Source organism: Halobacillus litoralis, from assembly GCF_009856355.1.
GTDB lineage: Bacteria > Bacillota > Bacilli > Bacillales > Halobacillaceae > Halobacillus > Halobacillus litoralis_B.
Genome location: NZ_WMEW01000020.1, coordinates 25,389 through 49,579, shown reverse-complemented (window position 1 = coordinate 49,579; position 24,191 = coordinate 25,389). Strand labels below are relative to the sequence as shown.

Annotated in this window: 28 protein-coding genes and 1 pseudogene; 15 read left to right on the top strand and 14 right to left on the bottom strand. The window is 48.3% G+C overall.

The window, feature by feature from the left end; translation table 11 throughout:
- Positions 1-130 precede the first annotated feature (130 nt).
- Positions 131-682, bottom strand: a complete 552-nt coding sequence (locus tag GLV97_RS19125; protein ID WP_160839679.1) for an NADPH-dependent FMN reductase — start codon at positions 680-682, stop codon at positions 131-133.
- 187 nt (positions 683-869) lie between these two features.
- Here GLV97_RS19125 and GLV97_RS19120 point away from each other — a divergent pair, with 187 nt between their 5' ends.
- The 7 genes from GLV97_RS19120 (at position 870) to GLV97_RS19090 (ending at position 4,306) form a co-directional block, all read left to right on the top strand.
- Entirely contained in the window at positions 870-1,151 is a 282-nt protein-coding gene (locus GLV97_RS19120) for a YkvA family protein (RefSeq protein ID WP_160839731.1), read from the top strand.
- Positions 1,152-1,222: 71 nt separating this feature from the next.
- Positions 1,223-1,639: an organic hydroperoxide resistance protein gene (locus tag GLV97_RS19115; RefSeq protein WP_027956826.1), complete on the top strand. Its 417-nt coding sequence runs from the start codon at positions 1,223-1,225 to the stop codon at positions 1,637-1,639.
- Positions 1,640-1,755: 116 nt separating this feature from the next.
- Positions 1,756-2,040, top strand: coding sequence for a hypothetical protein (locus GLV97_RS19110; protein WP_160839680.1), 285 nt, complete (start codon positions 1,756-1,758; stop codon positions 2,038-2,040).
- A gap of 69 nt (positions 2,041-2,109) precedes the next feature.
- On the top strand, positions 2,110-2,721 hold the full coding sequence (locus GLV97_RS19105; protein WP_160839681.1) for a metal-dependent hydrolase: 612 nt from the start codon (positions 2,110-2,112) through the stop codon (positions 2,719-2,721).
- Between the two features lie 87 nt (positions 2,722-2,808).
- Positions 2,809-3,834 (top strand): AimR family lysis-lysogeny pheromone receptor, encoded by a 1,026-nt coding sequence (locus tag GLV97_RS19100; protein WP_160839682.1) that lies wholly within the window; start codon positions 2,809-2,811, stop codon positions 3,832-3,834.
- Between the two features lie 12 nt (positions 3,835-3,846).
- On the top strand, positions 3,847-3,993 hold the full coding sequence (locus GLV97_RS19095) for a hypothetical protein (protein WP_160839683.1): 147 nt from the start codon (positions 3,847-3,849) through the stop codon (positions 3,991-3,993).
- Positions 3,974-4,306: a hypothetical protein gene (locus GLV97_RS19090; protein WP_160890349.1), complete on the top strand. Its 333-nt coding sequence runs from the start codon at positions 3,974-3,976 to the stop codon at positions 4,304-4,306. The genes GLV97_RS19095 and GLV97_RS19090 overlap by 20 nt, the downstream gene beginning before the upstream one ends.
- Here GLV97_RS19090 and GLV97_RS20090 read toward each other — a convergent pair.
- The 3 genes and pseudogenes from GLV97_RS20090 to GLV97_RS19080 all read right to left on the bottom strand — a co-directional run.
- A pseudogene (locus tag GLV97_RS20090) lies at positions 4,291-4,483 on the bottom strand (IS5/IS1182 family transposase); the annotation flags it as partial. The gene GLV97_RS19090 and the pseudogene GLV97_RS20090 sit on opposite strands and share 16 nt — an antisense overlap.
- Positions 4,484-4,616: 133 nt before the next feature.
- Complete coding sequence (locus GLV97_RS19085) at positions 4,617-6,149, bottom strand: BCCT family transporter (protein WP_160839686.1); 1,533 nt, start codon at positions 6,147-6,149, stop codon at positions 4,617-4,619.
- A gap of 101 nt (positions 6,150-6,250) precedes the next feature.
- Complete coding sequence (locus tag GLV97_RS19080) at positions 6,251-6,802, bottom strand: GNAT family N-acetyltransferase (RefSeq protein ID WP_160890348.1); 552 nt, start codon at positions 6,800-6,802, stop codon at positions 6,251-6,253.
- A 362-nt stretch (positions 6,803-7,164) separates the two neighbouring features.
- Here GLV97_RS19080 and GLV97_RS19075 point away from each other — a divergent pair, with 362 nt between their 5' ends.
- From GLV97_RS19075 to GLV97_RS19060, 4 genes are all read left to right on the top strand, one after another.
- Positions 7,165-8,682 (top strand): glycine betaine uptake BCCT transporter, encoded by a 1,518-nt coding sequence (locus GLV97_RS19075; protein WP_160890347.1) that lies wholly within the window; start codon positions 7,165-7,167, stop codon positions 8,680-8,682.
- A 125-nt stretch (positions 8,683-8,807) separates the two neighbouring features.
- Positions 8,808-9,626, top strand: coding sequence for a DUF368 domain-containing protein (locus GLV97_RS19070; RefSeq protein WP_160839689.1), 819 nt, complete (start codon positions 8,808-8,810; stop codon positions 9,624-9,626).
- 81 nt (positions 9,627-9,707) lie between these two features.
- Entirely contained in the window at positions 9,708-10,025 is a 318-nt protein-coding gene (locus GLV97_RS19065) for a thioredoxin family protein (RefSeq protein WP_160839690.1), read from the top strand.
- Between the two features lie 58 nt (positions 10,026-10,083).
- Positions 10,084-11,166, top strand: a complete 1,083-nt coding sequence (locus GLV97_RS19060) for an FAD-dependent oxidoreductase (protein WP_160890346.1) — start codon at positions 10,084-10,086, stop codon at positions 11,164-11,166.
- A 57-nt stretch (positions 11,167-11,223) separates the two neighbouring features.
- Here GLV97_RS19060 and GLV97_RS19055 read toward each other — a convergent pair whose 3' ends face one another.
- The 5 genes from GLV97_RS19055 to GLV97_RS19035 are packed head-to-tail and all read right to left on the bottom strand — an operon-like array spanning position 11,224 to position 15,690.
- Complete coding sequence (locus tag GLV97_RS19055) at positions 11,224-11,868, bottom strand: TVP38/TMEM64 family protein (RefSeq protein ID WP_160839692.1); 645 nt, start codon at positions 11,866-11,868, stop codon at positions 11,224-11,226.
- On the bottom strand, positions 11,861-12,829 hold the full coding sequence (locus tag GLV97_RS19050) for an ABC transporter ATP-binding protein (protein ID WP_160839693.1): 969 nt from the start codon (positions 12,827-12,829) through the stop codon (positions 11,861-11,863). The genes GLV97_RS19055 and GLV97_RS19050 overlap by 8 nt, the downstream gene beginning before the upstream one ends.
- Positions 12,826-13,626, bottom strand: a complete 801-nt coding sequence (locus GLV97_RS19045; protein ID WP_160839694.1) for an ABC transporter permease — start codon at positions 13,624-13,626, stop codon at positions 12,826-12,828. The genes GLV97_RS19050 and GLV97_RS19045 overlap by 4 nt, the downstream gene beginning before the upstream one ends.
- A complete protein-coding gene (locus GLV97_RS19040) occupies positions 13,623-14,483 on the bottom strand; it encodes an ABC transporter permease (protein ID WP_160890345.1) in 861 nt (286 codons plus the stop codon). Before GLV97_RS19040 ends, GLV97_RS19045 begins: the two co-directional genes overlap by 4 nt.
- A complete protein-coding gene (locus tag GLV97_RS19035) occupies positions 14,464-15,690 on the bottom strand; it encodes an ABC transporter substrate-binding protein (protein ID WP_160839696.1) in 1,227 nt (408 codons plus the stop codon). Before GLV97_RS19035 ends, GLV97_RS19040 begins: the two co-directional genes overlap by 20 nt.
- A gap of 156 nt (positions 15,691-15,846) precedes the next feature.
- Between GLV97_RS19035 and GLV97_RS19030 the strand changes: the two genes are divergently transcribed.
- Positions 15,847-16,434 (top strand): class I SAM-dependent methyltransferase, encoded by a 588-nt coding sequence (locus GLV97_RS19030; RefSeq protein WP_160839697.1) that lies wholly within the window; start codon positions 15,847-15,849, stop codon positions 16,432-16,434.
- Between the two features lie 28 nt (positions 16,435-16,462).
- A complete protein-coding gene (locus GLV97_RS19025) occupies positions 16,463-16,714 on the top strand; it encodes a DUF2164 domain-containing protein (RefSeq protein WP_224872763.1) in 252 nt (83 codons plus the stop codon).
- Positions 16,715-16,903: 189 nt separating this feature from the next.
- Here GLV97_RS19025 and GLV97_RS19020 read toward each other — a convergent pair whose 3' ends face one another.
- The 5 genes from GLV97_RS19020 to GLV97_RS19000 form a co-directional block, all read right to left on the bottom strand.
- Positions 16,904-17,914: an LLM class flavin-dependent oxidoreductase gene (locus GLV97_RS19020; RefSeq protein ID WP_160890344.1), complete on the bottom strand. Its 1,011-nt coding sequence runs from the start codon at positions 17,912-17,914 to the stop codon at positions 16,904-16,906.
- 191 nt (positions 17,915-18,105) lie between these two features.
- Positions 18,106-19,377 carry an efflux RND transporter periplasmic adaptor subunit gene (locus GLV97_RS19015; protein WP_160839700.1) on the bottom strand — a complete coding sequence of 424 codons (1,272 nt, stop codon included), beginning with the start codon at positions 19,375-19,377 and terminating at the stop codon, positions 18,106-18,108.
- 21 nt (positions 19,378-19,398) lie between these two features.
- Entirely contained in the window at positions 19,399-20,070 is a 672-nt protein-coding gene (locus GLV97_RS19010) for a hypothetical protein (protein WP_160842332.1), read from the bottom strand.
- Positions 20,071-20,236: 166 nt separating this feature from the next.
- A complete protein-coding gene (locus GLV97_RS19005) occupies positions 20,237-21,613 on the bottom strand; it encodes an MATE family efflux transporter (protein WP_160890343.1) in 1,377 nt (458 codons plus the stop codon).
- Positions 21,610-22,062: a MarR family winged helix-turn-helix transcriptional regulator gene (locus tag GLV97_RS19000; RefSeq protein ID WP_160842330.1), complete on the bottom strand. Its 453-nt coding sequence runs from the start codon at positions 22,060-22,062 to the stop codon at positions 21,610-21,612. Before GLV97_RS19000 ends, GLV97_RS19005 begins: the two co-directional genes overlap by 4 nt.
- 371 nt (positions 22,063-22,433) lie before the next feature.
- On the opposite strand from GLV97_RS19000, the gene GLV97_RS18995 reads away from it, so the two are divergent.
- Together GLV97_RS18995 and GLV97_RS18990 are read left to right on the top strand one after the other, a co-directional pair.
- Entirely contained in the window at positions 22,434-23,357 is a 924-nt protein-coding gene (locus GLV97_RS18995; protein ID WP_160839704.1) for a YegS/Rv2252/BmrU family lipid kinase, read from the top strand.
- A 94-nt stretch (positions 23,358-23,451) separates the two neighbouring features.
- On the top strand, positions 23,452-23,916 hold the full coding sequence (locus GLV97_RS18990; RefSeq protein WP_160890342.1) for a MarR family winged helix-turn-helix transcriptional regulator: 465 nt from the start codon (positions 23,452-23,454) through the stop codon (positions 23,914-23,916).
- The last annotated feature ends 275 nt before the right edge of the window (positions 23,917-24,191 follow it).

Genomic DNA, 24,191 nt, shown 5'->3' with positions numbered 1-24,191 from the left:
TTTTTTGTAATCCGGTTCCGAGGAGCAGCCCTTCGCGGTATAAGCCGGTCAATTCCGTGAAGAAAGTTCCCTTCACTGCAATGCCCGGCTTATACGTGTCAGGCCTCCCAGCTCCTCTCCACACCCTAATTTACTTATCGGGTTCTAAGTGGCGGCTCATTTGGAGGTACTGGTTGAAGACGATGGTCATTTCTTTGAGTCGGCTGCGGACGTCTTCGTCGATGAGTTCGCCATCGGTGGAAAAGTGATTGGTATGGGTATAGACGTAATTCGGTGTGACCATGCAGCGGAAGTAGTTCAGGATCGGTTTCAGCTGGTTTTCGATGACCAGGTGGTGCTGCAGGGTGCCGCCGTTGGCGATAATCGTGACGGGTTTGTACCGCATAGCCAGAGGTGATACGGCATCAAACACGTTTTTCAATGTTCCTGGAATGGAACCCTGGAAAATAGGGGTCGCGATGACGTAGGCATCGGCCTCCTCGATTTCCTGGATCAAACGCTGCATATCCTGGTTATATTCTTCCGCCGGGCGACCGTCAACGAATTGAAGTTCATAATTTTCCAGATCAATAATTTTCGTTTCATGGTCATCTGGAAGGAGTTGAATATATTTATCTATTTCATCAAGCAGTGTCCTTGTTTTTTTTCCGACAATTGTTCCGTTAAGCAGCAAGATCTTCATGACATCCTTCTCCCCTTTTGGTCTTTGTGTATAGTATATGCCACTGGTGTTGTCTGGGCTATTCTCTCTTTTTGATTCCGGTTTGTTCTCCTTTTTATGGTAAAGTATACGCACAGTGAAAGCAATGGAAAGCAGTGGTTGTAACAGGCTGGGAAAACGGGAATGAATAAGGAGGGAGGTCGTGGGAATGATACGTTTCTGGAGAAGGATCAAGTTTCTTTTTAATGTGCGGAAGTCTGTGCCGTTCATCATCCGTTTTTTTCAGTCCCGGCAGGTCAGTCTCAAAAAGAAATGGGTCTCTGTTCTTCTTCTGGCAGCTTATCTCGTTTTTCCGTGGGATTTGATTCCGGATGTGCTCGTCTTTTTCGGCCTTGTCGATGATCTGGCAGTTTTTACGTATGTTCTTCAATGGATGGTGAAAATGGCACCGGAGTCGCTGCAGGATGAATTTCGGGTATACAAGGAATAGAAAGGTTTATCATCAGGAAAGATGAGGTATGTAATGGATGGAGTCTCTATACTAGTCAAGGAGTGATAATGATGAGTAAAGTTATGTTTACAGCGCATGCAACAGCCCAAGGCGGCCGTAATGGACACGTGAAATCCGATGACGGTCTTATTGATCTGAATCTTACGATGCCTGGTGAAGGTTCAGAAAAAGGTTCAAACCCTGAGCAGCTGTTTGCTGCAGGATATTCTGCCTGCTATGATGGTGCCCTGAACCTTGTGGCAAGCAATCAGAAAAAGGATATCGATTCTGAAATCACTGCTGACGTAAGCCTTATGAAAGACGAAGCAGACAATGGCTTTAAAGTCGGCGTTGTCCTTAACGTGAAAATCAAAGGTGTTTCCCAGGAAGAAGCGGAAGAACTGGCAGAAGAAGCTCATAAGGTCTGCCCTTATTCCAAAGCTACACGCGGCAACATTGATGTAGAAATCAATGCTCAGGCAGTTTAAACAAAAACAATGAAAGATCCCGGGAAATCCCCGGGATTTTTTTTATGGGCGTTTAGGCGGATGATTTCTATTTCAAACGGTCGTGTGGTATTTTATAATGGAAGGGGTGAAGAGCTGTGCAAATCACCAATGAAGCGCGTGACTTACTGCAGCAGATATTAGAAGAGGAAGAGGCACCCGGCCTCCGGTTGTTTTTCGCCGGATACGGCTGCGGAGAGCCTGATATTGGGATGACACTTGGTGAACCTGAAGCCGACGACGAATTGCATTACATCAATGCGATCCCTGTCGCGGTTGACCAGAGAATCGCACATTTAATTGAACCATTGACTATAGAAGGAAAACAGACGATGGAAGGACCGAAGTTTCAAATGACCGGTCTTCCTGAAAAAGACTGTTAACCGAAAGCCCACTTTTGTGTGGGTTTATTTTTTTAGCTTGAAATAGAAGAAAGGGGAGCGGCATACTCCATGATGGCACCAGGACACCAGGTTGTCGGCTTCACCTTCGGGGTAGGCGCGCTGACGTTGATTCCTGCTTTTGAAGTTGTTTCCGAACGGCCGTTTCAAATGGTCTTATTTTTAGTATTTGTATTAATCGGTTCGCTGCTTCCAGATATTGATACTCCGACCTCCACGTTCGGGCAGAAATTCTGGCGCGGCTTACTGACGGTTTTTACGCTCGCATTTTTGTGTTATTTGTTTTTCCCATCTTATTTGAATACATATCGAGAGGAATTGAAGATTTTTGTCATGATGCTGCTGCCGGTTCTCATTATGATCCGCGGCCATAGAAAAATGACACACTCCTTGTTGTTTGTCGGCCTGTTGATTGTTTACAGTGCTGTTCTTGAGCAGGCATTCCAAGTTCCACGTGTTCTTGCTGCCGGTCTGGTGATCGGAGTCATTTCTCATTTGTTCGGTGACTATCTGACTAAAAAAGGGATTCCGCTTTTTTATCCTTTTTCTAAGAAGCATCAGCAGTTCCTCATTACGTTCCGAACCGGATCACCGAGTGAGAAAATGATTGTCTACAGTCTTGTCCTATGGAACGTCTGGTTCCTTACCTCAACAATTTTTTGAACGGCATCATCGAATCAACTTCATATAGACAAACGGCTGAATTTTCAATAAAATGGAAATAGATATAGGAGAGGAGTCCTTGGACCTATGAAGGATCATCAGTTAATAGAGCCGAGACCGTTCGCCAGCCTGCATATGCGGCATACTTCCTCGTTGTACATGATTTACCTGGAAAATCTGAAGATCCACTCTCAAAAAGAAGCACAGCTTCGTACGAGAGATATGATTCTTGCTGATTTTCCGACTCACATCGATGAACAGCTGGCCTGCCTCGAATTCTTTTATATGAATGATTTCTTCGAGGACTTAGCTGTCGTACTCCATTCTCCCTACATACATCAGGAAGTTCTTCCGCTTTACAATCTTCTCCTTCAACGCGTGAATACACCCGTGTCCAAGGAGCAGTTGACCGAGCTGCAGCAGTATCAGTGCAGCCACCCTTCCCTGCACTGCCTTCACCTGTTTCTCATGATTTACGCTTACTATGACTTGAAAGTATTTACTGCTCTGGATAAGTACCTGGACGATTGTGACCGTGCTTTAGCCAGTGTGGATGAACCGCTCATGTATTACTATCTCAATCAGCGTTACCAGGAACTTTTGTTTCACCATTACTGGAAAACGGATAACCCGATACTAGCCAGACGGCATGCTTATAAGATGATCAACACGGAGCTTTCCCCGCGCCGCAAAAGCCGGATGTATTTTATTCTCGCCCTTTGTCAGCTGTTCAACGGCTATGATTCGGCCATGGATCCGCTGACGGAAGCCCTGGCTATCGCTGATCAATATGAATTGTCTTCCTTTGCCGAGATGATCCGCCTTCATACCATTCCGTTTATATCCGCGTTTCACAATCGGACAGAAAGCGTTCATACGACAGATCCGGTGGAACAGGCTCACCTGGATCTTGCGGATGGGCGCTTGGAAAGAGCCAGGGAGGTATTGGAATCCCTCTCATCTCTTACACCTTTTCAGGAAAGCTACCTCGGGTACGTGAATCGGGATATGGACATGCTTTACAGGGCCTATACCCGTTTTATAACGGAAAGGGGTGACCATTTCTTTGCCCGTGTCCCATTGGAATATATGAAACGACTGAAAACCCATTAGGAGGCTTTGGAAATGAGAAAAGCATTTCAATTGTCGGTGGTTGGTTGTGTTCTTATGTTTTCTCTTTTATCGGCAGCGGTCGTATCACCGGCCGGCATTCAGAATGACAGATCCGGATCGGAAGTGATGTACGATCCCGGTGACCCAGGTATCGGTTGAAAAAACAGCTGCCCCTTTAGAGGGCAGCTGTCAGCTTGTAGAGAAATCCCTGTTTCTTACAAGCTTTTTCTTTCTTACCGCCAGTAGCGGTGATCCTTGGGAGTTCTCTAAAAATCGAAAAAGATTCTCCTTCATCCAGATCCCCATTGCTGATGGAGGACAATCTTTTTCACATTCCGGCAGGACGCTGTCATCAGCGCCTGTTCTTTCATTTTTTCCTTCCCCCGCAAGCGGCAATAGCGCGGCCTATGCCGTTCTCGATCAGCAGCATTTGTTTGTATCTGCCGGTATAACCCACGTTCGGATGCCATAAAAATAACCGATGAACATCATTTTTGAATCATACAAGAGGAACAAGGGAAGGACGCCCATTGTCTTCAGAATAGCATAGGCGTACTTTATCGGGGATAAAAGAGAAATCTATGTATGGGTCGATCTTACGAACTCAGTGATTTACCGGGACGAGCTCTTCTATAGTTACGATTTCCATTTCATTTTGTCGTTCTTTTCTTGACTGAAACAAAAAATTCCCGCCTATACAGATTCTTATTTATAGGAAAACAAGTGAAAAATAAAAGAAATTAAAAAACAGCTGCCTTTTTAGAGGGCAGCTGTTTTTTGGTTCACGCATTTTTCTTGTGACTGCTGGTTTCATGGGAATCATACTTCCGCCGAGGCAGCGGTTCTTTTCGTATGATCTTTATGAAAGCATAAACAAAGAGAATAATAATCACGGTAAACGGAAGAGCGGATACGAGCGATGCCGTCTGAAGGGCATCCAGACCTCCGGCTACCAATAGAACACCGGCGATGGCTGCCATCAGCAGTCCCCAGACGATTTTAATGACAAGAGCAGGAGTCAGGCTCCCGTTCGATGTCATACTGGCAAGAATATACGTCGCTGAGTCTGCAGATGTAATCAGGAACGTAGCAATCAGGAAGATGGACAGCATCGACAGAATCCCTGTCATCGGTAGAAACTCATAGGTTTCAAAAAGGGCAATGGTAATATCGTTGCTGACAGCTTCTGCAATCTGTGTTCCATTATTCAGATCGCTGTTTAAGGCCGTTCCTCCGAATGTTGCAATCCATAAGCAGGCAATGAGCGGTGGAACGACGAGCACACCGAAGATGAATTCACGAATCGTTCTCCCGCGCGAAACACGGGCCACAAAGGCGCCGACGAAGGGGGACCAGGCAATAACCCAGGCCCAGTAGAAAATGGTCCACTCCCGCAGCCATGTTCCTCCCTCATAAGGAGTGAGGCGCAGGCTGTAGGTCACGAAATTCGTAATATAATCCCCGAGTCCAAGAGTGAAGCTGTTCAGGATGAAAACCGTAGGGCCGGCAATGAACACGAATAAAAGCAGTAAAAGGCAGAGGCCGAGATTCAAATTACTGAGCCACTTGATCCCTTTATCCAGCCCTGTACTGGAAGAGGTTAAGTATAGGATTAAAAGCACACCTGTGATGACAAGCTGTACCGTAGTGTTGTTAGGTACGCCGAAGACAGCATTCAATCCTCCATTCATCTGCAGGATTCCAAGACCGAGGGACGTGGCAATCCCCATGACTGTAGCGATTACAGCAAGGGAATCAATGGTATGTTTCACAGGCTTTGACTTCCCGAGAACGGGTTCAAGGGCTGTAGATACCAGGCCGTTTTTCTCCTTACGGAACTGCAGAAAAGCAATCAGCAGTCCGACTATGGTGAAGACAGACCACTGGTTAATGCCCCAGTGAAAAAAGGAATAGCCCATGGCAACACGCGCCGCTTCCTCTGTCTGCCCTTCCATTCCGGGAAACGGGGTTTCAAAAAAGTGACTCATCGGTTCAGCAACGCCCCAGAAAACGAGGCCGACGCCGAAACCAGCGGAAAAAAGCATGCCGATCCAAGTAAAGAACGGAAATTCCGGCTTGGAATCCGGCGGACCGATTTTAATTTTTCCGTACTTGCTTAAGCCAAGTCCTACAAGGAAAATGACGAAGCCGAAGACTGAAAGTAAGTAAAACCAGCCGAAATTGATCGTGGTAAATTCAAACAAGGTCCCGGCTACAGCGCCGAAGCCTTCCGGGTTGACCGCTCCGATAACGACAAGAACGAGAATGACCGAAGCGGAAATGAGGAATACAGGATTGTTCAGATGATCTTTCATCGTCGTCTCCTTTCATAAGAATGACGTGGGAAAAAGGGGTGATTTCTGAGGTGTTATGTATGTAATTCCCTACATTTTCCTTAAGAAACCCAAGTCTTTCTTTACGCTTCAAATTCACTTCTCAGCATACCGAGAAGAACCGTATCATAATAAGAGCCCTGGACGAATTCATTCTTTCTCAAGCGGCCTTCTTCTACAAAGCCCGCTTTCTCATAGAGTCGTAGAGCCTGGGTATTGCCGCTCCACGTGTCCATCTGCACACGCTCGAGGTTCAACGTATTGAACAGATGCTTCAAAAGGGTGGAAAGAACATCGCTTCCATATCCCTGTCCCCAGTAGGCCCGCTCACCGATACTGATGCCGACTTCTGCTGTGCGGGTGACAGGATTTAACGCTCTGTAATCGCATTTGCCGATGGGGACGTTCGTTCCGATCGTATACACGATAAAAACGCGTCCCTTGTCCCATAAAGCCTGCTGGGTCAGGTTTTTGTCATAAAACGCCTCGATATCTTCCTTCGGATTATTGTTTTGGTAAGCGGATGAACTGCCATGCCCCAGATCAGCCAGCTGTTCATCATTCCCCCATCGGTATAAATGCTCCAGATCATGTCTTGCGACTGGACGCAGTTCGATTAAATGTCCCTTTAACATCATCCACCTCCTCATTTTTGTTCATTGTAGCAGAAGAACTATGGAAAAATAAGGGTGGTCTTAAACGCTCACATATGTATAGATCCATAGATGGTCAGCAAACCGTCTGGTAAAGGAGGGAGTCGTAAATGGCGTGATGTATAAAAGTGTCGAATCATGCCGTTTTTTGATTTTTATGGGAAAAATGGTACACTTTGATTTGAGGAGTCCTTATAAAATTTAAGGGCTGTTTTTTTATGCAGGAATTGACGACAATTGTTTAATTTTTCTAGGTTTGGGTATTCGATAGTTATGCAGTGTCCGACTTTTTCCCCGCATTTCACATCCTCTTTTACCATTATTTAGGAAGGAAGGAGCAAATCATGCAGAAAGTTACTTCGGTGTTCTGGGTTACACTAGCCATTGCATTATTCTCTGTTATCTGGGGGGCATGGGCCCCGGGAAGCCTGGAATTGATTACAGGGAAAATCCAGTCGTTCATTTCTGTCAACTTTGGCTGGTATTATTTATTAATCGTGACCGGCTTCGTCGTTTTTTGTCTTTATATGATTTTCAGTCCTTACGGAAAGATGAAGCTTGGAAAGGACAGCGATACACCGGATTATAATTATGCCACCTGGTTTGCCATGCTGTTCAGTGCAGGCATGGGAATCGGCCTTGTTTTCTGGGGGGCTGCGGAGCCGATTTATTTCTACGCAAACAATGCACCCACAGCAGAAACAGGTACGGCGGCGGCATTGAATGAGTCGATGCGTTTTGTCTATTTCCACTGGGGCGTTCATGCCTGGGGCATTTACGCAATTGTTGCTCTTGTCCTTGCCTATTTTAAATTCCGCCGCGGTGCCCCCGCTCTGATCAGCTCCACACTGGAGCCGATTTTTGGAGATAAGATGAAAGGCCCGTTCGGAAAGCTGATTGACATCATTGCGGTTTTCGCCACGATCGTCGGTGTAGCGACTACCCTCGGCTTCGGCGCTGCGCAGATCAACGGTGGACTGACATACCTGACTCCGATTGAAGACTCTTTCGGGGTGCAGCTGATCATTATCGGGATTGTTACAGTTCTGTTTATGATGTCTGCTTATACAGGGCTCAGTAAGGGGATCAAATACTTAAGTAATACAAACATGTTCCTTGCCCTTGCTCTGCTTGTCATTATGCTGATCGTCGGACCAACGCTCTTCATTATGAACATGTTTACCGATACGATCGGAGCGTATCTGCAGAACCTGCCGACAATGAGTTTCCGCCTCTCTCCGAACAATGCAGAGAACCGTGAGTGGATTAACAACTGGACGGTCTTCTACTGGGCCTGGTGGATTGCCTGGTCTCCGTTTGTCGGAATCTTTATTGCGCGTGTATCCAAAGGACGTACCATACGTGAATTCCTATCCGGCGTGCTTCTTGTCCCATCGGTTGTCGGATTCCTATGGTTTTCCACTTTTGGATCTTCTGCCATCAAGGTGCAGCAGTCCGGGGATGCCGATATCGCCGGACTGGCTACGGAACAGGCGATGTTTGGAATGTTGGATAACTATCCACTCGGTTTGATTCTTTCCATTATTGCTATGACACTGATCGGAACATTCTTCATCACGTCTGCAGACTCTGCAACGTTCGTATTGGGCATGCAGACGACGAATGGGTCTCTGACCCCGCCGACGATGGTCAAGTTCGCATGGGGAATCGTTCAGTCTTCCATGGCCGCTGTCCTGTTGTATTCCGGAGGACTGCAGGCACTTCAAAATGCTTTGATCTCTGCGGCTTTTCCTTTTTCCTTTATCATGATTCTCATGGTTGTTTCCCTTTATAAAGCGCTTAGGGCTGACAAAGCCGCTCTTGAAAAAGGGAAGAGGGAAAAAGAAAAAACATCCGCCTGATGCATGGAAAAAAGGTCCGGGAAACCGGGCCTTTTGCTTTTTGTATTTTTCTTCAAGACAAGGTATGATGGAAGCTTAAAGAATGACTAAAAAAATATCTGCCTGTGAAAAAGGAGTAAAGAAACATGTGGGAATGGAGAAATATTTACCGCGGCCTTCTAATGGGAGCGAGTGATGTGGTCCCCGGCGTCAGTGGAGGCACCATCGCCGTTGTTCTGGGGATTTATGACCGTTTAATTGAGGCCATCAACGGATTTTTCAGTAAGGAATGGAAGAAACATTTGAAGTTTCTGCTGCCGCTCGGCATCGGGATTGTCACATCCATTGCCCTGCTGGCCAGTGTCATTGACTGGTTGTTTGAGCATTACCCGGGTCCGACGCAGTTTTTCTTCCTGGGATTGATCATCGGGGTCCTTCCGTATTTGACCCATAAAGCAGACATGAAAAACAAATTCCAAGGTAAGCACTACGTCCTTTTATTGATTGGTGCTGCAGTCGTGGCATCCATGGCCATTTTCCAGACGTCAGAAACGACGGCAATGGAAGAGATTACGATGTCTGGATATCTGCTGTTATTCTTCTCTGGATGGATCGCCAGCAGTGCCATGATCCTTCCCGGGATCAGCGGCTCCTTCATTCTTCTGATTATCGGCGTCTATACAACTGTAACCTCAGGAATTTCTGATTTTCGTATTGATATCATTGCCGTGGTCGGTTTCGGAATTCTGCTCGGTTTGATTTCCATGAGTAAAATCGTGAAATTCTTCCTGGATCATTACACGTCAGGCACTTTTGCTGTCATTATTGGTCTCGTGATCGGTTCTGTGTTTGTCATCTTTCCCGGCGTTCCTGAATCGACGGGTCTCCTCACTGCCAGTATCATTACATTCCTTGGGGGACTGCTTGCAGCCTGGCTGCTTGGACGTGTGGAATACAAGGGATAGAATCTCTGAGCGGAAAGCAGGACAAACGGTTCTGATTTGATTATGATGAGGAAAGAGCTTGGTTAAAGGAGATTGATAGAAATGGAATCTATACAAAGTGTGGAAACGTTTAATGAAGCGATTGCCGGTGAACATCCGGTCATCGTGAAATTCCAGGCAGACTGGTGCCCGGACTGCCGCCGCATGGACATGTTTATCGGCGGGATTATCGAGGAATATAATAATTACCAATGGTACGATGTCAACCGTGACCAGCTTCCAGAACTGGCTGAAAAGTACGAAGTTATGGGAATTCCGAGCCTGCTGGTTTTCCAAAACGGCCAAAAGACCGCTCATCTGCACAGTGCGGATGCTAAAACGCCGGAAGAAGTACAGGAATTCCTGCAGGCAAGCCTATAATACGTAAACGTCCACATGGCTGGTTCCATGTGGGCGTTTTCTATAAGGAGGTGGAAGGATGTCAAAACGATTGCTGCTCGTAGGCGCTGGTCATGCTCACTTGGAAGTGCTGAAACAGCTGGCTGAACACGGTTTATCTGATGTGGATGTCTGTCTTATTACACCGTCCCCTTATCAATATTATTCCGGTATGTTTTCAGGTTTTACGGAAGGGATTTATACCGAAGAGGATACACGGGTGGATCTTCGTCCCCTTGCCCAAAGGGCCGGGGTACAGCTGATTCAGAAAACAGCGGTTATGATCAGGCCGGAACAGAAGAAGGTCATCTGCCACGATGGAAGTGTTTATCCCTTTGATGCTGCCAGCTTTGATATCGGCTCGCGCAGCCTGCCGGAGTCTGTGGAGCACTCAGCAGCCCAGTCGATTAAACCGAACTACCATTTCACTGAACGCATGAAGGATTTAAGGGAAACACCCCAGCCTCTGATCGTCGGAGGAGGGGCGGCAGGAACAGAACTGGCCCTTTCCATCCAGAGTTACAAACATATGCATCAGAGACCGGGACAGGTTCGTCTCGTTACATCAGGATCTCTTCTATCAGACACTCCGAAATGGGTGCGCGCGCGGATGAAGCACATCCTGAAAAAGAAAGGGGTTCGTGTGTGGGAGAATGAGGAAGTGAAACACGTTGCTGATGACAGCATTGAAACCAGCAGAGGGAACAAAATCCGCCACACCGGTGTGCTCTGGCTGGGAGGGGCTGTCGGTGATTCGATTTTCATTCGTGCAGGACTGGACGTGGATGACCGTGGTTTTGCTTTCGTATCCCGTACGCTGCAGTTCAAAAACTATGACTACCTGTTTGGAGCGGGAGACTGCATCACCCTGGAAACCGATCCTGATCTTCCGAAAAGCGGCGTTTATGCTGTCCGACAGGGCCCGATTTTATGGGAAAACTTAAAAAATCACTTTCAGCGTCGTCCGCTTGAAGCGTTCGTGCCTCAGAAGAAAGCCCTGTATATTCTATCCACCGGGGACCGGAAAGGGTTTTTGATCTATGGAGCTGTTCATGCGCACAATCATAAAGCATGGAAGCTGAAGCATAAAATTGACCGTGAATTCATGGCCAAATATAAATAATAAAGCCTTTGAACCGTATGCCGACATGGGATGGTTCAAAGGCTTTATTATTTATATTCAAATCTTTAACCAGGCCCTTACTTTGTTACGGAAAAGGTAGGTGATTACGAGAATCAGGGCAAAAACACTCAAAGCGGCGAAAATCAATGTTCTGTCTCCACTCGCCAGGCTTGTACCGACGAGGCTGTAGGCGAACGTACCGGGCAGCATGCCGAGAACAGTAGCCAGGATAAAGGGTGGAAGCTTCACACGAGTCATCCCTGACAAATAGCTGAGAATATCGAACCCGACAAGGGGGATGAGTCTCAGGACAAATACGTATAAAAATCCCTGTCCCTTCATCCGTTCATAAATCGAAGAAGCCCATTTGGACTGGTGGAATTTCAGGACGGAATCTCCAAAAAAACGTCCCATGATCCAGCCGGTAATCCCGGCTCCGGTTGCTCCGATGACGATATAAAGCATGCCCGGCCACAGGCCGTACGCAAAGGCCGCCGCAAGCGATAAAACGGAGGTTGGGAAAACGACAATCGGTCCGATGGCATACAGCCCCATGAAAATGAGTGGGCCGATACTGCCGAAGGACAGGATGTAGGCCCGGATGTTCTGGGGATCAATATTGAACCGGCTTCGGGCAAACCAGGCCACCGCAATAAAAGCGGCCAGGAATAAGAGCGATCGGAGCAGGTTTTTTTTATTCATGATGGTTCACCTCAAATCGTTGAATGCAGGAAGTCGGGATGTGCAGGGTGACTTCCTCTGTATCTGCTGTGAATTTTCCAACAGGTAACGCCACTCTGGAGGCCAGAGCCGGAACGCTGATATGGGCGACCGGACGGCCGTGCTGATAAGTGAGATGTTCCAGCCGTCCTTTGAATGTGCGGGTTTCAACCCCTTCAAGGGTGGAAAGGTGGATTTCTGCCAGTGGAACGAACTCGTTTTCATTCAGGATCAGATGACCGCCCATAAAGGATGCAACCTTTTGGTTGGCAGGGGAGTGGTGGAGCACCGAGGCGTCCCCGATCTGTTGAAATTCCCCGTCCTGGAAGACAGCAATCTGGTCCCCCATAATCATCGCTTCTTCCATATCATGCGTGACGAACAATGCGGTCGTTTTCTGTTCCACGAGAAAGTCCCTGACCCAGTAACGCAGGTCCTGCCTTAAGGCAGGATCCAGGCTGCTGAACGGTTCATCGAAAAGAATCACTTCCGGTTCTGTCGCCATGGCGCGGGCAAGGGCTGTCCGCTGCTGCTGACCGCCGGATATTTCTGAAGGAAAATGATCTCGGTACCGGCTCATTCCAATCGCTTCCATCAGTCTTTCAATCTTCGGCTTGCTGTATTTTTTAGATACTTTTGCTCCATAGGCAATGTTCTCCTTCACGGTCATATGAGGGAACAGGAGCGGCTGTTGGAAAACGAGGCTGATGTCCCGCCGGTTGGCTTTCGTGGCTGTAATGTCCTTACCATTCATCCACAGGGAACCGTTTGTCGGTGATTCAAGACCGGCAAGGACGCGCAGAAGCGTCGTTTTTCCGCTTCCCGAAGGTCCAACGACACTGAGAATTTCCCCTTTGTTCAATTGAAAGGAAAGGTCGTTTAATATCAGGTCTTCCTGGAAGGTCTTCTTCAATTGCTTTACTTCTAATGTAGTCGGGCTCATCGTTTATTCCTCCAAGGCAGGCGAGAGTACGGAAGCAGAAGAATGACAGCTTCCACTAAGGTATACATCACCACTGGTATGACAGCAAACCAGAGGGAAAACGCGGACATGACGGAAGCATCGGCACTTTCCAGAAATGGAAAGAATACAAGAGGCAGCGTCAACACACGCCCTCCGCCAATAATGGCCGTAATGGCATACTGACTCAGACTGATGACAATGGTTAGAAAGGTGACACTCCGGAGTGCAGGCTTCAAAAGGGGCAGTTCAATCGTGAACAACTGCCTGAAAAAGCCGGAACCGAGAATGTGAGGCTGTTCAAGCATTGCCCGTCCGATCTGCTGGTAACTGTTATGAAAAATTTTGATACTGTAAGGGACGGTCGGAACAAGGTGGATGATGATGACACCGAGTACGGTATCTGCCAGCCCCGCGCGGATCATAAAAATGTGCAGACCCATGGCGATGGCGAGTACCGGGATCAGGATGGGGGAGAGCAGTAAAGCCTCCACCCATGGTCTGCCTTTAAGGGGGACGGTTGTGAGCGCTTTTCCTGTAAACACCCCGATCACCACATTCAGCATCAACACAATGAAACCGATCCATATGGAAGTGAATGTTGCTTTCCAGAGCATAGGGCTCTGCAGCAGCTGTTCATAGCTGCCAAGCTCCCAATCCAGTCCGGATCCAGACGGAAACCGCCACGGAGCACTGAAGCTCTGGGCGGCCAGGATGAGAACCGGCAGCAGGAAAAACAGCAGCGTAATAACTAGAAATAGACGTGGTCTCTGGTTCATGAACGATTTCCTTTCACAGCTCTCCACCTGGCTTTATTTAAATACCCATATCCGATAAAGGACAGAACCAGCAGAACGAAGCTGATGCTGACCATAGCGGCAAAGGCCAGCGGGCGTTTCTGCCAGGAGCTTCCGTAAAACCAGTCATAGCTGAGAACGGAAACCATTTCTGGAAACGTCGTGCCGAGAAGAGCGGGTACTTCGTAAGCCGATAAGGTGAAGGAGAAAATGATCAGGCTCGTCTCCATTAAAACTGGAAGCAGGTGAGGCAGCTCAACAGCTGTGATTCTGTTCCAAACCGAACCTCCCAGTGTATCAACGAGTGCATAGTATTCCGGCCGGATTGAAGCATAGACCGGCAGCAGCATCAGGATGACAAGCGGAACTTCCTTCCATACATAGGTCAGGATGATTCCGATTCCGTGCGGGTCCCTGGTTAGGACCGGGAAATGCTGTGGATCGGAAATCCATCCGGCAGCCGTCAGAAGCTGGGCGGCCACCCCGGTTTCTGAAAGAAGCAGGATGACCAGATACCCCCAGACAAAATGAGGGAACAGCATGGGAATCCAGACGCTGACACGTGGTGTTATTTTCTCAAGTATCGGATAAAAGCTTCGTGTCAAAACCAGTCCGATAAGGATGGACAGCAGGGTGGCAATCAGTGCTGTCTGCAGACTGAAAGCCAGGGACATCACAAACCGCTTGGATTCAAAGATCTGCCGGTAATAGTCCAGGGTCCAGCCTCTGTGGCGGCCGAAGCTGTTCAGAACAGCCGTCAGCAGCCCATAAAGAGGAAGGAGCATAAACAGGACAGACGGCAGGAAAAGCAGGTATGGTTTAAGGCTGAACGATTTCATCAAACCACTGCTCTTTCATCCATTCGACGTAGGCGGCTTCTGATTCAGGCAGGAAGCTTTCCTCCAGTCTTTCCGTAGAAAGCACGCTCTCCCCTCTGTCCACCGCTTCAAATTCCTGTTTCATGTCTTCCGGCAGCTGATCGAAACTGATCGGAGTGTTTTCCCCCCAGTAATCCGGCTTGAACTTGGCCAGCTGTGCTTCCGGGGAAAGCAGGAAGTTAATGGCGGCAAGCGCCCCCGGCGGGTTGGAACTGTTGAAGGGGATACTCAAAAAGTGGGTATTCCCAATTGATCCAGGCTCCAATACGAACGAACGGGTGGATTCAGGGAAGACACCGTCCTCGATCAAGGATTCCGCCCGGGACTCATTGTAGCCCATCGTCATCCATACTTCCCCCTGGCTGTACAATCGGTCAAGCTCCGTTAAGTCATTCGGATAGTGCTCTCCTGACCGCCATAAGTCCGGTTGAATATCTTTCAGGTAGGCCCAGGTGCTTTCCGCTGCCGGCTGGATGTCCGCTTCACTCAGAGAATTTTCATAGATATTGGACGGTTCTTCTGCCTGGGCATATAAGACATGGCGTAAGAAAGCATTTCCGGAAAAATCCTCCGCCCTCGGATAGGTGAACTTTCCTGGGTGATCATGAATCCAGTTTTGCAGTTCGGCAAAAGAGGAAGGCGGTTCGCTGATCTGATCGGCATCATAGTAAAAGACGAACTGGACTTTCCCCCACGGGGCTTCCATCCCTTCCACAGAGGTTCCGAAATCCGTCTGGAAGGCTGGATCCTCCGTGTCATAGTATTCGTTGAAATTCGGCAGCTTGTTCGTAAAGGATCCGGCCAGAAGTTCGTTTTCTTTTGCATTTTTAAAGTTTTCTCCATTGATCCAGATGATGTCGATGGGACCGTCCTGTTTCCCGGCCTGTTTTTCTGTCTGGAGCTTTTGGAGAATTTCCGCAGCATCCATAGGGACACGCTCCAGGGTTATGTTGTGTGCTTCTTTCAGGCGGGGTGCCGCCCATTCGTCAATGTAACGATTAATTCCTTCGTCACCGCCCCACATATAAAGGCGGACCTCTGTGCCATCTGCTTCTTCCTCAACGGCTTCCCAGGACATATCCTTCCATGCTTCCTCCTGGGATCCACCGCTGCTGCAGGCGGCCAGTAATAGTGTCATGAACAGCATAAGCAAGCCCTTTTTTTTCATCGTTTTCCCCCTTGCGGTCATTTTATATAAAAATAAGTACAGGTCTCTGTCATCTATCATACAAACAAAATCGCTGGAAGGGAACTAAACCCCTTTCATCAATAGGCTTACCTGAGGTCAAAGAGGGGTACAAGAAGCGGAGAAGGAGGGGAGTCCATGCTGTATGAACATTTTGCACGGCCATCCGGATGGGTGGGAAAAATCGCTGGACACTTTATGGAAAAAGAGAATGAACAGCTGAACCGCTGGACATTATCGTTTCTCGATCTTCAGGAAGGAGAAGAAGTGCTGGAAATTGGATGTGGAGCAGGAAAAGCTTTAGAACAGGCTTCCACAGTCAAAGGGCTCCACTTGTATGGCGTGGATCCATCCGAAGTGATGGTCGAAACGGTCCTGCACAAATGGCGGAGCTTCAAAAACGCCGGGCAGGTGGGGGTTTTTCACGGATGGGCTGAAGATCTGACTCGTTTCCACCGCCCGCTGGATAAGGTCTATGCCGTCAACAATGTCACCTTCTGGGAAGAGCCTGAGGAGACACTGGCGCATCTATATACAATAATGAATCAAAATGGAAGGATTGCTTTAACGCTTCGTCCTCACGAGAAGGGGGCCGGAGATGATACAGTGCACGTCCTTGGAGGCCAGATGAAAGCCATGCTGACCCACGCCGGTTTCCGGAATGTCTGTATCCATATCCGTCCTGAACAACCGAATAAAGCTGTCTGTGTGACAGGGATGGTGTGATAGGATGGTAGGAAAAGGGGGAATAGCTGTGAAATTGAAAAAGGAACAGCAGGAATACATGACTGAACGGGTCAAGGAGTGGTTTGAGCTTGAGCGTGGAGAAGTCATCGGGGACCTTGCGGCAGACCAATGGGTCCAGCAGATGGCTGAGGAAATGGGGCCTTTCTTTTATAATAAAGGAGTCGAGGATGCCCGTCAGATGGTGGAGCAGAAGGTGATGAATGTAGATGAGGATCTCCGTTCGCTTGAGCGTCCCGCCGGCCGCCCGAAGCGACGATGAAGAAAGACCGCTTCAGGATCATGGTTCTGAAGCGGGGGACAGGATTATTTCCTTCTTCTTCTGCCATCGGTCCTGCTGAATCTGCTCGTTCTTCACCGGGGATGCGGTATCTGACAACTATATACGTCGGCATAAAAAAAGAGGAAATCAATAGAAAGCGGGGAAAAGCATAAAAAAACCACTATGACGTTACGTCATAGTGGTGGAAGGAGACAGCTCAAAAGCCCCGGCCAGCAGCTCATAGGATTTCAGCCGTTCTTCAAATGGAGTGACAATGGTATTGATGATAATTTCATCGACCTGATAAAGGGCCGCCAGTTTTTCAATTTCTTCCTTCACCCGTTCGATGGATCCGACGATCATCCGCTTCCGGTTATCCGCAATCCGTTCCTCTTCAAAAACTGTATAGGAGTGGGAAAGCGCCTCTTCCGGTGTGGGGAAATGGGTGCGTCGTCCACCTTTTTCAATCTGGAGCAGTGCAAGATCCAAGCTTGCCGCTAAATACTCGGCACGCTCATCGGTTTCTGCACAGACGACGAAAACAGAAACATTCGCCTCCGGTTCCGTCTGCTGCAGAGAAGGGGTGAAATGGTTGAAATAACGTTCCATCGCTCGTGTACCTCCACGTCCATTAATGAAATGGGCAAATGAATACGAAGCTCCAAGTTCGCCGGCCACTCGTGCACTTGTTCCGCTGGAACCGAGCATCCACACGGGTGGGGCGGTTTCTCCTGCAGGGGTAGCCTGTATCCCCATTCCGTGCGGGTCGTGCCCGTGCAGATAGGCGATCAGTTCTTCGACTTGGGAAGGATACCCCTCCACATTCGGGAGGTTACCTTTATTCAGGGCGAGATTGATATTCGGCAGACCACCGGGTGCACGGCCGACACCGAGGTCGATCCGGTCCGGATGAAGGGTCTCCAGCACGCGGAAGGATTCAGCCACTTTAAACGGACTATAGTGAGGCAGAAGAACGCCTCCGCTGCCAATCCGTATGGTTTCTGTATGAGCGGCGAGGTGAGCAGCGAGGATTTCCGGTGAAGATCCCGCAAGGCTGCCGGAACTGTGGTGCTCAGATACCCAGAAACGGTGATACCCCAGTCTGTCGGTCCATTTTGCCAGTTCGGTTGTTTGTCTTAATGCTTCCTGTGGGTCTGTCCCAGCTAACACAGGGGACTGATCCAATACACTTAATTTCATTATGGGCCCCCTTTGAAGTGAACGTTTTAATTATCTTTTATCGTCCCATGGACACGTGAAAGATGCAATACATATGGCTTGGAATATGTGTGAAAACAGGCTTTAGAAAGAGGAGGAAGTACGCGCGGACCCGGCCCCGGGAAGTGCCTGCAAACAGAAGACGGCCGCATGCGGCCGTCTTCTTTGCTTGGCTACCTCGATAATAATCCGAGCAGCCCGTAATTTAAAATCGTTGACTGATCCAGCTCAATCAGGTGTTTGACAGGAAGGTCTTCCATCTGCACGGAGGTAATGAATACAGAGGCGTTACGGAATTCATCCTTCGGCGCCACGGCTATCCATTCTCCATCTTCAAGTCCGGATACGACTTCAACAAGCCCGTTTTCTTCAATACCGGTGGTCACCTCCCGACGTTCCAGGAGGCCGTCTCCATTCATCACCCAGGCGTACAGGTTTTCTTCTGTTGACAAGGCATCGTCCAGGGCAGCGACCGCTTCCCTGGATTCGGAGGTGATCACTTTCATGTCTGCATGATAGCCGGGGAGAAGCTCCTCATCGACTTCATCCATTGTCACAGTGAATGGATAACGGCTCTTCCCTTCAAGATCGGTCTGTTTCGGGAATTCGTCCAGTCCCGTAATGGTTCCGGTGGTTTCCAGTTCAAGCTCTGGTACAAAAACATCAACGGTTAGATTCTCTTCCACCTGTGTCCGGTCTTCTTCCATGATTTCGCCTTCCAATACAAGGTCGGCCGATTTCATCGTAAGAATAGGCGCCTTGAGTTCTTCATCGATATCCGTGACGGTGCCGGAAAACTGGCTGGTCACCGTGATCTGCTCCCCTGTTTCCTGCAGCTGGTCCAGCTGGTCTTCCGCCATTTCGAGCAGCGCCTGCTGTTTCGAAAGCTCAGCCTGTTGTCTGGCAAGCTCCTCTTCCTTAAGGTACTCAGCTTCTACTTTAGACCCTGCAGAGGAAGCGGCGTCATTGTCCGTGGAACGGCTGTCCTCTCCGAAAAAAGAGGAAGTGGATGGATCGTTGGAAGCAGAGGGGTCAGGGATATCATAGCCCTCCAGGTTATCGATATAGTCCTCCACGGCTGTGATTTCCTCTTGAATGCGCTGGACCTCCCCTTCAAGACGGGTTTCCTGTGCGGCGTAATCTTCGACGTTGTATGTATAGAGGTCATCGCCTTCCTGCACCTTGTCTCCCTCACGTACGAGAAACTGCTGGAAGGAACCGTCAGCTCCGTCAAAATAAACCGGGACGGAGGCCTGCGAAGCAAATACGCCTTTCGCTTCGACTTTTTCAAAAAGGTCCTGGGTAACGGTCTGCGACCATGTGTGGAGATAGGATTTGCGGTCGATGTGGCTGTCTTCGTCCAGATAAATCAACAGCGCATTCGTCGTAATGAAAGCGATGATCAACAAACCCAGCATTCTTCCTTTAATATTAATTTTCTTCATAGATATCCACCTGCGGCTTTCCTACCTTATTAAGTAAAGAAGATACAAATCGTAATAGGCAAGGGCGGAAGTTCCGGCCCACAGCAATAGATGCCAGAAAATCACACCGGTCCAGATCCAGCCGGTTTTCGTTCTAGACAAACGGGAGAGGCATTTGACCTGATACCAGATGATAAACAGCTGGAAAAGAGAAATAGATCCGAAAAAATAAATGACCCACTCCAAAGAGGTGAAGTAGGAGGCAGCTACTCCAAAAGAGAGAGGAGAAACATACCAGTCAATCCCTGCATAGACCATCAAAGGCACCCAGGTGATGCGTTCAAGGAGCATGACCAGGAGCACATTCATCTGCACAATGATCAGCTTTTTGTAGGATACGTGATTGAATAACCAGTAAAAGAACGAAGAGATAAATAAAAGGAATAAAAAAAACAGCAGTCCGTAAGCTGCCCTGCCGATCAGGAACCAAGCCTTCCTCAGTTCATAGTCGGCCCTTGTCAATTCTGTCATGTTGGCAGAAATCGCATCGGTGCCGAGGCCGAGCCAGGCTGTCCAGACAAAGGTGAGTAAAGTGAGAGCGAGTAAAAAGAATAATAGATTCCAGACGTTTTTCAGTTTTTCTGCTTCATTCAGCTTGAACAAATGATCATCACGCCTGATGAACAGCTTGATCAAGTGGACAGAGTAAGTCATACACTTCATCCTTTACCAGTGAAAAATAGCATTCTCTGTATCATTTTAACGGAAAATGTCATGGGTTGCTATAAATTGCTGAGAATCTTTGGGAAAAGTTGGAGAGTGATGGAATGGAAGGCTGCAGAGCTGTAAAAAGCCCGGCATCACGATGCCGGGCTGATGGTTAAGACGGGGCTGTTTCGTAATTGGATGCCAAGTGTTTCGGTTTGAAGAAAAGTGTGCGGTCTTTGTAAAGGAAGACCATGGATAAGATAAATGCCAGAAGATCGGCAGCCGGAAAGGCGAGCCATACACCGGTGACTCCGAAGAAGTTCGGGAGAATCAGTACTAATGGAATCAGGAAAAGCACCTGACGGGCCATAGAAAGAATCATCGCCGGTTTGGCCATGCCGAGCGCCTGATACAGACCACCGCTGACGACCTGAGCACCGATCAGAACGGCAAAGGCAAACATGATGCGGATGGCGTGAACTCCAGTGTCGATGGTCGCTTGATCCCCGGTGAAGATCATCATCAGCACATTCGGGAAGGCCATCATGACAACGAAAATACCGGCAGAAATGATGGTCACGACTTTCATCCCGAGTTTCACGGTTTCTTTTAGACGTTCATAGTTCTGCGCGCCGTAATTATAGCCGATAATAGGCTGCATCCCCTGAAGAACACCGATCATCGGCATAATGGTGAACATCGCAAGCTTCTGGACGATACCGAAAACACCGACTTCAAATTCTCCGCCGAATTTGATGAGCATGAGGTTGATGGCGATCATCATCGCACTTCCTGCCACCTGACGGATAAACGCCGGCATACCGATTGTAATGATTTCCCTGATGATCTTTGTTTGAAGCTTCAAGGCGGCTCTCCGGACGGTCAGGGAGGACTTTCCTTTGAGGAAATAATTCAAAACGACGATCGATACAGTCGCCTGGGAAATGACAGTAGCAACGGAAGCCCCCTGTACGCCCATATCCAGTCCGAATATGAAAATGGGATCAAGAATGATGTTCAGGACCGCGGGAATGATCATGGTGATCATCGCAAACCTGGAATTTCCTTCAGAGCGAATGATATTGTTCGTTGCAAAGGCGAAGGAGAAAAACAGCGACCCGACCATAATCGGGAATAAATAATCCTTCGCATACGGCATGATGTTCTCTGTCGCTCCGAAAATCTTCAGCAGCGGCTCTAAAAAGGTGAAGGCACCGATGAAGCCGACACTGCTGATGAGGATGATCATGATCAGGACGTTTCCGAAGACGAGATCGGCTTCATCCTTTTTATCTGCCCCGAGTCGTCGTGAAATCACGGAAGCCCCACCAATACCGACGGCAGCGGCAATCGCCATGATGACCATCATGACCGGGAATCCGATGCTTACACCGGAGACGCCGAGAATCCCCACGCCGCGGGCGATGAACAATGTATCAATGACATTGTACAGCGCCATTACGAACATTCCGATCATGGCTGGAATGGACAAGTTGGCCAGCAGCTTTGGTATAGGCTGAGTGCCTAAACGCTGACTTTGTTCTTTCATACGTCTTCTCTCCCTGCTGTTTGTGATTTTATGCGCTCCTGCGTTCTTTTCAACCAGGATGTCATAATCTGCTGTTCCTCTTGAGAGAGGTCAGCGAAAGCTTCTGTTTCTATTTCCTTAATGGTTGTGACGATCATTTCGTGAAGTTCCATGCCGGCTTCAGTAAGAGTGATCAGCTTTGTGCGCTTATCCTCTTCGCTCGGCCGCTTCGATATTCTTTCATATTTAAGCAGGGATTCCACGACACCATTCATAGAGGAAGGCTTAATGTGCAGACGCTTCTGCAGCTCCACCTGCGGCTGCTCGCCCTCTCTGGCTAAAATGTGGATGACTTTTCCCTGCGCATGGGTCAATCCATACTCCCCGAGCCGTTCGTTATATACGTTTCTTAGAAAATGGGAAACCATGTGAATGTGATATCCCAGAGATTCATCCATGTGCTTTTTCATAATTACTTAGCCCCCTAAACAAAATATAGTATAAAACAAAGAGGACTATTCGTAAACCCTTCTGCCTCCCTGGATGTGTCCGACGTTTCGTTCATGGGTGGATGGAGGAAGTAGTGTGCAATGAGATTAAAAGAGAAACAGGGGTGAACAAAGGGATATCAGGGGCGGTCTGTTTCCAGGATCAGTGATGCAGTTCATCCGCTCCCCCCTGATAGGGGAAAGGATACGGGTGGTTTTCAGGCAGGGATGAATCGCTGGTTTTTTACTTAGACACCGAAATAAATAAGGTGAAGACAGATAAATGAAAAAACAGGAAATCGTTTCAACGAGACGTTTTTCGTCAATTATGTAAGGAGGAAGGAAGGGATATTATGCCGCGATTCGAAACCGGAATACTTCTCTATAACGGAAATAAAGAAGACAATGAAATCACACCTGCGCTCCGGCAGGTTCTGCCTGAAGTCACTAAAGAGGTCAAAGATCTGCGTGTGATACAGACGGCTTCGCTGGTAGAGCTTCGTGACGTATGCAGGACGCACGGTCCGGAAACAGATGTATTTCTTATCCTTGGGGGAGACGGCACGATTCATGAATGCATCAATAGTATGGCCGATTTGGAAAAGCGGCCGGTGATCGGTATTCTTCCCGCCGGAACGTGCAATGATTTCAGCCGTGTGCTTGATATTCCACAGCGGCTGGATCAGGCAGCTGCTTCGATTATGAAGGGAGAAGAGCTGCAGGTGGATGCCGGAAAGACAGAAGATACGTACTTCATCAATTTCTGGGGCATCGGCCTTGTTGCCCAAACATCATTCAATATTGATGAAAACCAGAAAAACCGGCTCGGCGTGCTGAGTTATTTCATCAGTGCCTTAAAAACAGTGAACCGTTCCGAACCCTTCGACTTCTCATTGACCATTGATGGAGAAAAACTGGAAGGAGAAGCGGTGATGATCCTCGTGATGAATGGGCAGTTCATCGGTACCCGGAAAGTTCCGATGTCATCGCTGGATCTGCAGGACGGGAAATTTGATGTGTTGATCGTCAAAAACTCCAGTCTGGCCGTATTTAGAGAATGGCTGGCCATGGGAAGAGAGAGATCCGTTGATCAGAAAATACAGGACATCAGTTACCGTCAGGGGCGTCATATCACTATTGAAACGGAATCGAAGGAAGAAGTGGATATGGACGGGGAAATTAAAACGGAAACTCCCGCACAGATCGATGTGCTTCCGGGACATTTCACGTTTTTGGGAGGCGGACCGAACGCCCTCCATACGACATCTGACGTGTAGGGTCTTTCCCAGCTTATCCGCCCGTGTCTGATTGACATTGCGAATTTGTTAAACTTATACTATCTTTATCTTTTAAAAAGGATGGGCGAACCGGATGAACGAACATGAATTATACCTTAAGAAAAAACAAGATCCATCATTGAAACTGTTTGTCGTCTTATCAAAGGCGCAGCGGGCGATCGGTGATTTGGTGAAAGAAGATATCCAGCGTTATGAATTGAACCCGACGGAATTCGGCGTACTGGAGCTTCTTTACCATCAGGGTGACCAGCCCCTGCAGAAAATCGGAGAGAAAATTCTCCTTGCCAGCGGCAGCATTACGTATGTCGTGGACAAGCTTGAAAAGAAAGGATATTTAAAGCGTGTCCCTTGTCCGACAGACCGCCGGATTACGTATGCGTCGATTACGGCAGAAGGCAGGGACCTGCTTCATGGTATCTTTCCGGATCACTGGCAGCAGATTGAATCCATCATGAGCGGCCTGACAGATGAGGAAAAAAACGAGGCCATTGCCCTGCTGAAGAAACTGGGGAAGAATGCCGGCCTGCATAAAGAGTAGCCAATATTCAGATAATACGTTAGAATAGACGTAATACTAAAGGCGAAGGGGGTAGGAAGATGTTACAGATGCATGCGCTTGATTATCAATTGAATTATCTGCGTCGTGCAATTATTCACATTTCAGCCGTCAACGGGACACGTATGTCCAAAAATGACAGCTGAATAGGAATCTGTAATGTCTCATACCTGATTCAATACGCATGAACAAAAGTCAGAGGTAACGGGACCTCTGGCTTTTTTTGTGCTCTTAATACGCCTTTAGGAGGAACAGAA